Source organism: Bacillus sp. MM2020_4, assembly GCF_011250555.1.
In the GTDB taxonomy this organism is placed as follows: domain Bacteria; phylum Bacillota; class Bacilli; order Bacillales; family Cytobacillaceae; genus Neobacillus.
The window spans coordinates 1-12233 of record NZ_JAANMZ010000002.1 but is presented as its reverse complement, the minus strand read 5'-3'; the positions used below and the strand labels follow the sequence as shown (position 1 = coordinate 12233).

The following is a 12233-nucleotide window of genomic DNA, read 5'->3' as shown; positions in this document are numbered from 1 at the left end:
AGTAGTAAAAGTAAAAAAGGTTGAAGGAGAGAAGCATAATGAGTCTGGAAGAAGTAGTTATTGTTAGTGCGGTTCGGACTGCACTTGGGAATTTTAATGGGGGTTTAAAACATGTATCTGCACCTGAATTAGGCGGCACGGTGATTAAGGGAGCGCTTGAACAAGCCGGGATAAAGCCAGAACAAGTCGATGAAGTCATCATGGGGAACGTGCTTCAAGCAGGCCTAGGACAAAACCCGGCAAGACAGGCAGCCTTTAAGGCGGGGATTCCTGAAAGCGTTTCCTCGTTGACGATAAATAAGGTTTGCGGTTCCGGGTTAAAAGCTGTGCACCTGGCTACACAGGCTATTTTAGCAGGAGACGCTGAAATCGTTGTGGCCGGTGGGATGGAAAATATGAGCCAGGCACCATATCTGTTAAAAAATGCCCGCGACGGTTTTAAAATGGGCGACCAAAAATTAGTCGACACGTTAACATCAGACGGGCTTACATGCGTCTTTAATGATTATCATATGGGGATAACGGCTGAGAATTTGGCAGAAAAGTATTCAATTACTAGGGAAGAACAAGATGAATTTTCCGCATGGAGTCAGGAGAAGGCAGTTGGGGCAATGGAAGCGGGCAAATTTAAAGATGAAATCGTTCCGATTGTTATCCCACAGCGTAAAGGTGAACCCATCATATTTGAAACGGACGAATATCCGAAAAAGGGAACTACGGCGGAAAAATTGGCAGGTCTCCATCCAGCTTTTAAAAAGGATGGCAGTGTAACAGCAGGAAATGCCTCCGGAATCAATGACGGGGCAGCGGCTGTTGTTGTAATGAGCAAGGAAAAAGCTGATGAACTTGGCATAAAACCATTAGTTACAATCAAAGCAAACGCAAGTGCCGGAGTAGACCCAAGCATCATGGGAATCGGTCCGGTACCAGCAGTAAGAAAGGCACTTGAAAAGGCATCTGTTTCAATCGAGGATCTAAACTTAATTGAAGCAAATGAAGCCTTTGCGGCACAATCTTTGGCAGTTGACCGCGAACTGCATTTTAATAAAGAAATCCTAAACGTAAATGGCGGTGCCATCGCCCTCGGACATCCAATTGGAGCTAGCGGGGCAAGAATTCTCGTAACCTTAATCCATGAGATGAAACGCAGAAATGCACAGACAGGATTGGCTACTCTTTGTATTGGCGGCGGTCAAGGGGTCGCAACGATTGTTGAGCTAGCGTAATACCTTACTATGAGGGGGAGAGGGCAAAAATGAAGAAGATTTGTACATCCTTCAAGGATGCGGTTGCCGATATTCGGGATGGGGCAACATTAATGGTTGGCGGGTTTGGTTTATGCGGGATTCCAGAGAACTTGATTTTAGCATTAGCAGAAAAAGGTGTGAAGGATTTAACGGTCATTTCAAATAACTGTGGAATTGATGAGTGGGGACTTGGTCTTCTATTAAACAATAAACAAATCAAAAAAATGATAGGCTCATATGTAGGTGAAAATAAAGAGTTTGAGAGACAGGTTTTAACAGGTGAACTTGAAGTAGAATTGACCCCGCAAGGCACATTGGCAGAGAAAATCCGCGCAGGTGGGGCAGGTATACCGGCATTTTATACGCCAGCAGGTGTAGGAACGCCGATCGCCGAAGGAAAAGAAACGAAAATGTTTAACGGTCGGGAATATCTTCTAGAAGAGGGGCTGACGGCCGACTTTAGTTTGGTAAGGGCTTGGAAAGGTGATAAGATGGGAAATCTTGTTTACCACAAAACAGCAAGAAACTTTAATCCAATAATTGCCGCAGCCGGGAAAGTGACGATTGCCGAAGTTGAAACACTTTATGAAATCGGTGAACTGGATGCTAATTTTATTCATACCCCAAGCATCTATGTTCAGACAATTATTGAAGGAACACAGGAAAAAAGAATTGAGCGATTAACCGTGAAAAAATAGAGTGGAGGAAGGGAGAAACATCGATGGCAAATGAAAAGGCCTCTGTCAGAGAAAGAATTGCAATTAGAGCAGAAAAAGAAATAGAAAACGGCTTTTATGTCAACCTAGGTATCGGGATGCCAACCCTCGTTGCCAATTATATTACGGAAAATAAGCAGGTTGTCCTGCAATCGGAAAATGGACTTCTCGGCATTGGTCCATATCCTCACGAAGACATGGTCGATCCTGATTTAATAAATGCCGGGAAAGAAACGGTGACGGCCATAAGTGGTGCAGCCTATTTTGATAGTGCTGAATCGTTTGCGATGATTCGCGGCGGACATGTCAATCTAGCAATTCTCGGCGGTATGGAAGTATCTGAAACAGGGGACTTGGCGAACTGGATGATTCCGGGAAAGATGATTAAAGGAATGGGTGGTGCAATGGATCTTGTCCATGGAGCACAGAAAATCATCGTCATCATGGAGCATGTAAATAAAAAAGGCGAATCAAAAATCTTAAAAGAATGCACCCTTCCACTAACGGGAAGAGGGGTAGTCAACCGAATTATCACCGAGCGCGCAGTCATGGATGTGACTGATTCCGGGTTAAGGCTTGTGGAAGTGGCCCAAGGGTTTACGGTTGATGAAGTTGTCGCGTCAACAGAAGCAGCATTGCATGTGGATGAAAATGTTATATTAGAAGCTTTTTAAATCGTGAAGGTAGACTGAGCAAGAACAGTCTACCTTTTTAATATTAAGAAGATTGTTTGAAATGGTATAATAGAAAACGAGATTTTGATTTTGGAGGCGTTTAGAATGAAAAAGCAAAGGAAACAAAATAATCAATCTAAACCAAAAAAGGAAGATTCAGCGGTAACACTGAAAGATTTAATTGATCCTAACTTAATGAAGCAATTAAAAGAACAACAGGATCACCTTAAGGCTGAAGAGGAAAAAAGAAAAGCAGCGGATGAAGAGCGAAAGCGGGAAGAACGAAGGCTGAAGGAAAAAAATAAATCCTTCGAAGAACTGTTAAACGAGAGCGGAATGAATTGGAAGGAATTTAAATAAAAAGGGAGAGCGGCAAGCTCCCCTTTTTAACGATGATCCTTATAAATACTCGCTTTCGTTAACTCCTTAATCACTGTAACCTCCTCATCAGAAAGCGACTGGCTTCGAACTGCCTCGGCATTATTCTTTATCTGCTCTGGGCTGCTTGCACCGGCAATAACAGATGCTACAGTAGGGTTAGCGAGATTATACTGTAGAGCGACTTCCGTAAACGAACGGGTTGCAGCCACTTTTTCCTTTAACAAAGGTAATATCGCACGCAGCTCTTCATAGTTATAATCGAGATACCCTTTTTCAGAAGCCTTTTCTAACAATTTATCACTTAATAGTCCCTTGGCAAGTGGCCCACGAGTGACAACACTAATACCCTGTTCCCGAAGAAGAGGTAATGCTTCTTCCTCAGGGCGGCGGTCTAGCATATTGTATTGCATCATCACAGACACAATGTCGGACTTCTCAACATACTCCCTGATTACGTTTGGACGGATCGATGAAATTCCATAATAGCGAATAAAACCTTCTGCCTTCAATTCTTCAAACGCCTCAATTGTTTCCTCAATCGGGTCTTCGATCGTGCCTCCATGTAATTGATAAAGATCAATATAATCGGTTCCAAGCCGCTTCAAACTATTTTTCACCGCTTCTTTTATATACGTCTTTGAAGGATCCCACGACCATCCTTCCTGATTCTTGTTCCAGCGGTTCCCGACTTTTGTGGCAATAATGACTTGTTCCCGGACATCTTTCAAAGCCTGTCCAACTATCTTTTCATTTTCACCCAAATCATATAAATCGGCCGTATCAAAAAAATTGATGCCCTCCTCAAGTGCTGCCTCAATAATTCTCTGAGCAACCGCCACTTCTGTGCCAACAGACATACAACCAAGCCCTAATTCGCTCACATACAAATCGGATTTCCCAAGCTTTCTCTTTTTCAAAAAATCACCCCGTCCTATTCCTTGACTAGCTCTCTTATAATTTTACGCAAGGACAGGGCAGACTACAAACAACAGGTCTTATTTTTGCGTTACATTTTGAATCCAATCGGAAACGGAAGCGTATTCCTTGTTATATTCCTTAAGCTTTTGCAGGATTTCCCAGCCCTTGCCAACAAGGGTAATTCCCTTTTCATGCACGATAACCTTCATCCCATACCCCTCCATTTAAAGTATGATAAAATGTATGACGAGAACTAATTGGAAAGAACAGGAGAGACAGTAATGACTAAACTCGAAGAAAAAACGCTCCATAGCGAAGAAATTTTTTCAGGAAAAATAATCAGCCTCCATCTGCAGGATGTTGAATTGCCGAATGGTAAACAGGCGAAACGTGAAATTATAAAACATCCTGGTGCTGTCGCCATATTAGCTATTACGGATGACAACAAAGTGGTAATGGTTGAACAATACCGCAAAGCGTTAGAAAGAATAATTGTAGAAATACCGGCAGGAAAACTTGAAAAAGGCGAAGAACCGGCACTTTGCGCGCGCCGCGAATTAGAGGAAGAAACGGGTTATGAATGTGAAAGTCTGGAACTACTTACTTCATTTTATACTTCACCCGGATTCGCCGACGAGATCGTCCATGTCTATTTAGCAAAAGGACTTACCAAAAAGGAAAATGCTGCTGCTCTTGACGAAGATGAGTTTGTCAATCTTGAGGAATTAACGCTTGAAGAAGCGGAACAATATGTAAAGGAACAAAAGATTTATGATGCAAAAACAATATTTGCTGTTCAATACTTACAATTACAAGAGGCGTTGAAAAATAAATGAATCGCTACTATGTAGACTTACATATTCATATCGGCCGGACATGGACTGGAAAGCCGGTCAAAATCACCGGGGCCAAAACATTAACGTTTACGAATATTATTGAACATGCGCGCCATGAAAAAGGGCTCAATATGGTTGGAATCATTGACAGTCATTCTCCTGAAGTCATTCAAGAAATGGAAAGCCTGATTGAAAGTGGAGAAGTCTTTGAACATCCGGAAGGCGGGTTGGTCTTTGGCGATTTAACTGTGATCCCCGGTTCGGAATTGGAGATATATGATGAAGGGTGTAACGGCCCGATTCACTTACTGTGTTATTTCCCGAATCTTTCAGTGATGAGGGAATTCTCCATGTGGCTTTCGGGGCATTTGAAAAATATTCAATTAAGTTCTCAACGAATTTACGTCACTGGTCGTGTCCTGCAAAAAAAAGTAAAGGAATTGGGCGGTATTTTTATACCGGCCCATGTGTTTACACCCTTTAAAAGCTTATATGGTAAAGGGGTTAACAAGTCATTAACAGAGGTATTAGATCCGAAGTTGATAGATGGGATTGAACTAGGATTAAGCTCTAATACCGAAATGGCAGACCAGATAAAAGAGTTACACCAATATCCCTTTGTAACCAACTCTGATGCTCACTCGCTGGCGAAAATTGCCCGTGAATACCAAGTAATTGCGATGGAACAACCCACGTTTTTAGAATTGCAAAGGGCGTTAAAGGGAGAAGACGACCGAAAAATTATCGCCAATTATGGCCTTGATCCATATCTCGGAAAATACCACAAAACAGTGTGTGCGGAATGTCATAATCCAGCCACTGATGATGACCAAATATGCACGCTTTGCGGAAGCAAAAAGATTATTAAAGGGGTAGCAGACAGAATTCTGGAACTGAAGACAGCTGAAAAAGGACGGGAAGACCGGCCCCCATACGTCCATCAAGTACCGCTTGAATTCATTCCAGGACTCGGACCAAAGTTACTTGAAAAGCTTGTCAACCACTTTGGCAGTGAAATGGCTATTTTACATGAGGTTCCATATGAGGCACTACATGAGGTGGTCCCGCCCAAGATTGCTGACCTTATCATGAAAGCACGCGAAGGCAAAGTGAATTTAGCTGCAGGCGGCGGTGGTAAATACGGAAAAATCGCTGATTAAAAGTATAGAACGAAAACGAACCCGATAGCCTCAGGCTATCGGGTTTTTAGATACTCTATTAAATAAAATTTGGTCATAGAAAAACTAGATCGGCATAGAATGTAATAACTTACCTTGAGAATTATAGGAGGAAAAGCAGATGAAAAAACGATTGTACCAGTCCGATGCCGCTACTTATTTCCGTGAGCATTCCTCAATTTTCCTATTTATTGTCGTATTATTTTTAATGGGGGTAATCTTCGGGGCTATCGTTGTCAATAGCATGAGCATTACTCAGAAGGAAGATTTATTCTACTATCTGTCTCAATTTTTTGGCCAAGTTTCTGACGGTAAAGTGGCAGAAGACAACGACTTATTTTTGCAAAGCCTTTTCCATAACGGTAAGTTTATCGGCCTTATGTGGATCCTTGGAATATCGATTATCGGCCTGCCAGTAATCCTTATCCTCTTGTTTATAAAGGGGATGGTGGTTGGATTTACAGTTGGCTTTCTTGTTAGCCAGATGGGATGGAAAGGCTTCATGCTAGCCTTGGTATCGATTTTGCCCCAAAATGTGATTATCATCCCTGTGTTCATTTTGATGGCTGCATTCTCAGTAATATTCTCATTAAGAATGATTAGAAAGCAGTTTATGAAAAAATACTCCCAGCCTATTATACCGTTTTTTAAAGGATATATTTTTGCTTTGATGGCTGCAGTCATTTTTATCTCTGTGGCATCTGGGATTGAAGCCTACTTATCACCATGGTTAATGAAGACTATCATTAGTTCTACTAGTTTATAATAGTTATTAAATAATATAAATTATATATTCTTGTTTATAATAATTTTATTTTGAATCTCTTTTGTCATCTGTTATAATGAGAATTAACAGTGGCGAGGGAGGGCCTTCAAGATGGAAACTAGAATCGATAGAATTAAGAAACAGTTGCATTCTGCAAGCTATAAATTAACGCCCCAGCGTGAAGCAACTGTTCGAGTTTTGCTAGAAAATGAAGAGGATCATTTAAGTGCAGAAGATGTGTACCTCCTCGTAAAAGAAAAATCGCCTGAGATTGGTTTAGCAACTGTTTATCGGACCTTAGAATTGCTAACAGAATTAAAAATTGTCGATAAAATAAACTTTGGTGACGGAGTATCCCGCTACGATCTTCGCCAGGAGGGGGCAGCTCATTTTCATCATCACCTTGTTTGTATTGAATGTGGTGCTGTTGATGAAATCCAGGAAGATTTACTCGAAGACGTAGAAGAGGTTGTCGAGCGCAGATGGAATTTTAAAATCAAAGACCATCGCCTTACCTTCCACGGAATCTGTTACCGATGCCAAGATAAAGTGAAAGAAGAAGAGAAAGCTGAATAATAAGAATAAGGTCCTTTTAATCGAAAGGGCTTTTTTTCATTCCTGGCCACATGGGTGACGCATTGATTCGGAACAAATAAATCCCTCCATTTCTGATTTACAGGTATAAAACTTGTACAATTAGGCATACCTTTTACTAGATAATCGCAAATGGGGGAAGAAGGATGATTTCTTTTATTAAAATGGCGCTGCAAACGGTAAAGGTTTTTATCCTATTCACCGGGTGCACGATTCTATTTTATTATGGTATCATGTGGGTATCCGAAGAATACCAAAATTATCATCGCTATGATGAACCAGAAGGTGCTGCATTAAGAGTTTCAACGGCAGTGAGTGAAAAAAGTTCATCCATGTTGGATCGGCTGATGTTGTTTTATTTAAATGGGGAGTAAAAGTGATGGAAGAACAGTTAAAAGCTTTTATAAATTACTTGAATGTAGAAAAAGGGTTGGCTAAGAATACAATTGTTTCATATGAGCGTGATTTAAAAAGCTATCTTCATTATCTAAAAGAAGTGGAGTCCATTCAAGCTTTAAATGAGGTACAACGTGTCCATATCATTCATTTTTTAAGCTTTTTAAAGGATCATGGGAAGTCCGCAAAAACACTTGCAAGACATATTGCCTCTGTTCGCTCTTTCCATCAATTTTTATTAAGGGATAAGGCAACAGACCAAGACCCATCCGTTCTAATTGAGTCACCAAAGCTTGAAAGGACGCTTCCAAAGGTATTAAGTTTAACCGAGGTTGAGATTCTGTTGAATGCACCGGATCCACATGACCACTTTGGAATAAGGGACAAGGCTATGCTAGAGCTTTTATACGCAACCGGTATTCGTGTAAGTGAGCTAATTGGCCTTGATATGGAAGACATCCATCTGACTATGGGATTCGTTCGTTGTATGGGGAAAGGTAATAAAGAGCGAATTATTCCAATCGGAAGAACTGCTGCGGAGGCAATTAAGCAATATGTTGAAAATGGAAGACCTCATTTTGTTACCATAAAACACCGTGATGATGCCTTGTTTTTAAATCATCAAGGTCATCGATTAACAAGACAAGGGTTTTGGAAGATCTTAAAAAGACTAGCAAAAGAAGCCGGAATAGAAAATGAGCTTACACCTCATACCCTTCGCCATTCGTTTGCCACACATTTACTGGAAAATGGTGCAGACCTAAGAGCCGTTCAAGAGATGTTAGGACATGCAGATATTTCCACTACGCAAATATATACAAGTGTTACAAAGACAAGATTAAAGGATGTATATAGTAAGTTTCATCCGCGAGCATGATAGACTGCTAGTTTGGGTAAAGTGAAATTTTCATCAGTTACGTTCTCCGCCCGTTAATATATGAACAAAAGTGTCAAAAAGTTGCCGAAATTTTGGGCAGCTTTTTTCTTGTAATTTTTAAATCATTTAGTACAATATAGATGTCAGACTTCTGACGAATAAAATTGAATAGGTTTCATATTCTTTAGAAAAATGGGAAACATAGCAGTGTTACTTTTATGTTTGCAAACGGTTTCTATTGAAAGAAGGAGGAAGAATCTATGTCTCTAACTACATATAAACGTATTTTTATCATTGTAATGGATTCGGTTGGTATTGGTGAGGCACCCGATGCAGAAAAATTTGGTGACAAAGGTGCCGATACTTATGGACATATTGCGGAAAAAATGAACGGGCTTACCATGCCAAATATGGCAATGTTAGGTCTCAGTAATATTCGTGAAATTAAGGGGATTGAAAAAGCAGAAAAACCGCTAGCATTTTATACAAAAATGATGGAGGCCTCTAATGGGAAGGATACGATGACAGGGCACTGGGAAATCATGGGTCTTAATATACAAACTCCCTTCCGCGTTTTCCCAGAAGGGTTTCCTGATGAACTTTTATCTGAATTAGAAAAAAGGACTGGTCGAAAAATTATTGGCAATAAGCCTGCAAGTGGAACAGAGATTCTTGTTGAGCTTGGCGAAGAGCACATGAAAACGGGCGCATTGATCGTCTATACTTCCGCGGACTCGGTCCTTCAAATTGCTGCTCATGAGGAGATCGTCCCTCTTGAAGAGCTATATACTATTTGCAAAATTGCACGTGAGTTGACACTTGATGAAAAATATATGGTAGGTCGCATTATTGCCCGGCCATTTTTGGGCGAACCAGGAAACTTTAAACGGACACCAAATCGACACGATTATGCTTTAAAACCATTTGACCGTACGGTGATGAGTGAATTAAAAGACTCCGGCTTTGATGTTATTGCCATCGGAAAGATTTCTGATATTTATGATGGGGAAGGTGTGACTCAATCGCTTAGAACAGTTTCCAATATGGATGGCATGGATAAACTTGTCGAAACCTTTGATATGGATTTTACAGGAATTAGTTTTGTGAATTTGGTAGATTTTGATGCGTTATACGGCCATCGCCGTGACCCTGAAGGCTATGGGAAAGCACTGGAGGAATATGATGCCCGTTTGCCAGAAGTGTTTGCAAAAATGAAGGAAGATGACCTGTTAATGATTACAGCTGACCACGGAAATGATCCTGTTGCTCCAGGTACAGACCATACAAGGGAATATGTGCCATTACTTGTTTACTCAAAAAGTATGGCAGAAGGAAAAGAACTTCCTTTACGGGAAACATTTGCTGACTTAGGAGCAACTGTTGCTGACAACTTTAAAGTGAAAATGCCTACCTATGGTAAAAGCTTTTTAAATGAATTGGAATAAGGAAGGAGAAAAAGGATGAACTTTGAGAATATCCAAAATGCAGCTAGCTTTTTAAAAGAAAAATATCCAAATACGCCAAGAATAGGTCTTATTTTAGGTTCTGGATTAGGGGTTCTAGCAGATGAAATTACAACCCCTGTAAAAATACCATACAATGAAATTCCAGATTTTCCAGTATCAACAGTTGAAGGTCATGCCGGACAACTCGTATTTGGATTACTGAATGGTATCGAGGTTGTCGCCATGCAAGGCCGGTTTCATTTTTATGAAGGCTACAGCATGGACAAGGTGACATTCCCAGTTCGTGTCATGAAAGAACTTGGCGTTGAAATGTTAATCGTCACCAACGCTGCAGGTGGAGTAAATGAAAGCTTCTCTGCCGGAGATTTAATGATCATTACCGATCATATTAATAATATGGGGACTAATCCGTTAATTGGACCTAATGACTCTAATCTTGGTGTTCGTTTTCCTGATATGTCTGAGGCATATTCAAAAGAATTGCGTGCGGTTGCAAAGGAGGTTTCAGGCCGCTTAAACATCAAGGTTAAAGAGGGTGTTTATTTTGGAAATCCAGGGCCAGTTTATGAAACCCCAGCGGAAATTCGAATGGTTCGGGTAATGGGGGGGGATGCGGTCGGCATGTCTACCGTACCTGAGGTCATTGTTGCCCGCCACAGTGGGATGAAGGTTTTGGGTATTTCATGTATTTCGAATATGGCTGCCGGCATCCTTGATCAACCGTTAACACATGATGAGGTAATTGAAACGACTGAAAGAGTGAAAGCTGATTTCCTTTCCTATGTAAAAGAAATTGTAAAAAATATCGCAAAATAAATGACCAATTTAATGAAGTGGTGATAAAAATGAGAATGGTTGACCTAATTGAGAAAAAAAGAGATGGACATGAACTATCAACAGAAGAAATAAACTTTATTATTAATGGATACACCGACGGTTCTATACCAGATTATCAGGTAAGTGCCTTAACAATGGCTATTTACTTTATGGGAATGACGGAAAAGGAAAGAGCCGATCTAACGATGGCAATGGTTGAATCGGGTGATCAAATTGATTTATCGCAAATCGAAGGAATTAAAGTGGATAAACATTCTACTGGAGGCGTAGGTGACACAACCACACTTGTTCTTGGGCCGCTTGTTGCTGCACTGGGCGTCCCTGTTGCCAAAATGTCTGGCCGCGGCTTAGGTCATACAGGCGGCACGATTGATAAATTAGAGGCGGTTAAAGGCTTCCATGTTGAAATTGAAAATGATGAATTTATGGATCTTGTTAATAAAAACAAGATTGCCGTTATTGGGCAAAGCGGTAATTTAACACCTGCTGATAAAAAGCTATATGCGTTAAGAGATGTAACAGCTACTGTTGATAGTATTCCGCTCATCGCAAGCTCCATCATGAGTAAAAAGATTGCTGCCGGTGCGGATGCGATTGTTCTTGATGTTAAGACAGGTGCTGGTGCCTTCATGAAAACACTGGACGACTCACGTGAATTAGCTAAGGCAATGGTTCGGATCGGGAATAATGTGGGCAGAAGAACAATGGCTGTTATTTCCGATATGAGCCAGCCCTTGGGATTTGCTATTGGAAACGCACTTGAGGTAAAGGAAGCGATTGATACCCTAAAAGGGGAAGGTCCTGAAGATTTAACAGAGCTTTGTTTAACCCTTGGAAGTCATATGGTCTACTTAGCGAAAAAAGCTGATTCATTAACAGAAGCCCGTACCATGCTGGAAAATGTGATTAAAGATGGTTCTGCACTTGAAAAATTAAAAGTATTTTTAAGCTCTCAAGGCGGGGATGCTTCCATTGTCGAAGATCCATCTAAAATGCCGCAAGCAAAATATATTATTGAACTTGAAGCAAAAGAGGACGGCTATGTAGCTGAAATTGTGGCCGATGAGGTTGGGACGGCAGCCATGTTGTTAGGAGCAGGAAGAGCAACAAAAGAATCCGTAATTGACCTAGCGGTAGGCCTTGTATTAAGAAAGAAAATCGGAGACCAAGTGAAAAAAGGCGAATCAATTGTAACCATATACAGCAACTTTGAAAATGTTGAAGAAGTAAAAGAAAAACTATATCAAAATATTAGGATTTCAACAGCCAAAATAGATGCACCAATCCTCATTCACGAAGAAATAACACAATAAACACAATAGAAAAATGGTAAAGGGTGACAGGCAC

General features: G+C 40.7%; 15 protein-coding genes. 13 read left to right on the top strand and 2 right to left on the bottom strand.

Translation table 11 applies throughout. The features are described from left to right. The first annotated feature begins 38 nt into the window (after positions 1-38). The 4 genes from G6554_RS01845 (at position 39) to G6554_RS01830 (ending at position 2997) form a co-directional block, all read left to right on the top strand. Positions 39-1226, top strand: a complete 1188-nt coding sequence (locus G6554_RS01845; RefSeq protein ID WP_166238181.1) for an acetyl-CoA C-acetyltransferase — start codon at positions 39-41, stop codon at positions 1224-1226. Positions 1227-1255: 29 nt separating this feature from the next. Then, positions 1256-1945, top strand: coding sequence for a CoA transferase subunit A (locus G6554_RS01840; protein ID WP_166238179.1), 690 nt, complete (start codon positions 1256-1258; stop codon positions 1943-1945). A 23-nt stretch (positions 1946-1968) separates the two neighbouring features. Then, the gene (locus G6554_RS01835; protein WP_166238177.1) at positions 1969-2637 is read left to right on the top strand and encodes a 3-oxoacid CoA-transferase subunit B; all 669 of its coding nucleotides are present in this window, start codon (positions 1969-1971) and stop codon (positions 2635-2637) included. A gap of 105 nt (positions 2638-2742) precedes the next feature. Beyond that, complete coding sequence (locus tag G6554_RS01830; protein ID WP_166238175.1) at positions 2743-2997, top strand: YqkE family protein; 255 nt, start codon at positions 2743-2745, stop codon at positions 2995-2997. A gap of 26 nt (positions 2998-3023) precedes the next feature. On the opposite strand, the gene G6554_RS01825 is transcribed toward G6554_RS01830, so the two are convergent. Then, the gene (locus G6554_RS01825; protein ID WP_166238173.1) at positions 3024-3935 is read right to left on the bottom strand and encodes an aldo/keto reductase; all 912 of its coding nucleotides are present in this window, start codon (positions 3933-3935) and stop codon (positions 3024-3026) included. A 78-nt stretch (positions 3936-4013) separates the two neighbouring features. Further along, the gene (gene mciZ / locus G6554_RS01820) at positions 4014-4145 is read right to left on the bottom strand and encodes a Z-ring formation inhibitor MciZ (protein WP_166238171.1); all 132 of its coding nucleotides are present in this window, start codon (positions 4143-4145) and stop codon (positions 4014-4016) included. Between the two features lie 72 nt (positions 4146-4217). On the opposite strand from mciZ, the gene G6554_RS01815 reads away from it, so the two are divergent. From G6554_RS01815 to G6554_RS01775, 9 genes are all read left to right on the top strand, one after another. Continuing rightward, positions 4218-4772 carry an NUDIX domain-containing protein gene (locus G6554_RS01815; RefSeq protein WP_166238169.1) on the top strand — a complete coding sequence of 185 codons (555 nt, stop codon included), beginning with the start codon at positions 4218-4220 and terminating at the stop codon, positions 4770-4772. After that, positions 4769-5932 (top strand): endonuclease Q family protein, encoded by a 1164-nt coding sequence (locus G6554_RS01810; RefSeq protein ID WP_166238167.1) that lies wholly within the window; start codon positions 4769-4771, stop codon positions 5930-5932. Before G6554_RS01815 ends, G6554_RS01810 begins: the two co-directional genes overlap by 4 nt. Positions 5933-6071: 139 nt before the next feature. Further along, positions 6072-6716, top strand: a complete 645-nt coding sequence (spoIIM, locus tag G6554_RS01805; RefSeq protein ID WP_166238165.1) for a stage II sporulation protein M — start codon at positions 6072-6074, stop codon at positions 6714-6716. A 111-nt stretch (positions 6717-6827) separates the two neighbouring features. Beyond that, positions 6828-7292, top strand: coding sequence for a ferric iron uptake transcriptional regulator (fur, locus tag G6554_RS01800; protein WP_166238163.1), 465 nt, complete (start codon positions 6828-6830; stop codon positions 7290-7292). Between the two features lie 164 nt (positions 7293-7456). Next, positions 7457-7684, top strand: a complete 228-nt coding sequence (locus G6554_RS01795; RefSeq protein WP_166238161.1) for a YqzK family protein — start codon at positions 7457-7459, stop codon at positions 7682-7684. A 5-nt stretch (positions 7685-7689) separates the two neighbouring features. Further along, positions 7690-8583, top strand: a complete 894-nt coding sequence (gene xerD, locus G6554_RS01790; protein ID WP_166238159.1) for a site-specific tyrosine recombinase XerD — start codon at positions 7690-7692, stop codon at positions 8581-8583. A 260-nt stretch (positions 8584-8843) separates the two neighbouring features. Continuing rightward, on the top strand, positions 8844-10028 hold the full coding sequence (gene deoB, locus G6554_RS01785; protein WP_166238157.1) for a phosphopentomutase: 1185 nt from the start codon (positions 8844-8846) through the stop codon (positions 10026-10028). A gap of 15 nt (positions 10029-10043) precedes the next feature. After that, entirely contained in the window at positions 10044-10865 is an 822-nt protein-coding gene (locus G6554_RS01780; protein WP_166238155.1) for a purine-nucleoside phosphorylase, read from the top strand. 29 nt (positions 10866-10894) lie between these two features. Then, positions 10895-12199, top strand: a complete 1305-nt coding sequence (locus tag G6554_RS01775; RefSeq protein ID WP_166238153.1) for a pyrimidine-nucleoside phosphorylase — start codon at positions 10895-10897, stop codon at positions 12197-12199. Positions 12200-12233 lie beyond the last annotated feature (34 nt).

What these genes read in the sequence shown, in the direction of transcription:
- G6554_RS01780 (WP_166238155.1), top strand. Translation starts at nt 10,044, where the DNA reads ATGAACTTTGAGAATATCCAAAATGCAGCTAGCTTTTTAAAAGAAAAA.
- spoIIM (WP_166238165.1), top strand. Translation starts at nt 6,072, where the DNA reads ATGAAAAAACGATTGTACCAGTCCGATGCCGCTACTTATTTCCGTGAG.
- G6554_RS01795 (WP_166238161.1), top strand. Translation starts at nt 7,457, where the DNA reads ATGATTTCTTTTATTAAAATGGCGCTGCAAACGGTAAAGGTTTTTATC.
- xerD (WP_166238159.1), top strand. Translation starts at nt 7,690, where the DNA reads ATGGAAGAACAGTTAAAAGCTTTTATAAATTACTTGAATGTAGAAAAA.
- G6554_RS01845 (WP_166238181.1), top strand. Translation starts at nt 39, where the DNA reads ATGAGTCTGGAAGAAGTAGTTATTGTTAGTGCGGTTCGGACTGCACTT.
- G6554_RS01810 (WP_166238167.1), top strand. Translation starts at nt 4,769, where the DNA reads ATGAATCGCTACTATGTAGACTTACATATTCATATCGGCCGGACATGG.
- deoB (WP_166238157.1), top strand. Translation starts at nt 8,844, where the DNA reads ATGTCTCTAACTACATATAAACGTATTTTTATCATTGTAATGGATTCG.
- fur (WP_166238163.1), top strand. Translation starts at nt 6,828, where the DNA reads ATGGAAACTAGAATCGATAGAATTAAGAAACAGTTGCATTCTGCAAGC.
- G6554_RS01835 (WP_166238177.1), top strand. Translation starts at nt 1,969, where the DNA reads ATGGCAAATGAAAAGGCCTCTGTCAGAGAAAGAATTGCAATTAGAGCA.
- G6554_RS01830 (WP_166238175.1), top strand. Translation starts at nt 2,743, where the DNA reads ATGAAAAAGCAAAGGAAACAAAATAATCAATCTAAACCAAAAAAGGAA.
- G6554_RS01775 (WP_166238153.1), top strand. Translation starts at nt 10,895, where the DNA reads ATGAGAATGGTTGACCTAATTGAGAAAAAAAGAGATGGACATGAACTA.
- mciZ (WP_166238171.1), bottom strand. Translation starts at nt 4,145, where the DNA reads ATGAAGGTTATCGTGCATGAAAAGGGAATTACCCTTGTTGGCAAGGGC.
- G6554_RS01840 (WP_166238179.1), top strand. Translation starts at nt 1,256, where the DNA reads ATGAAGAAGATTTGTACATCCTTCAAGGATGCGGTTGCCGATATTCGG.
- G6554_RS01815 (WP_166238169.1), top strand. Translation starts at nt 4,218, where the DNA reads ATGACTAAACTCGAAGAAAAAACGCTCCATAGCGAAGAAATTTTTTCA.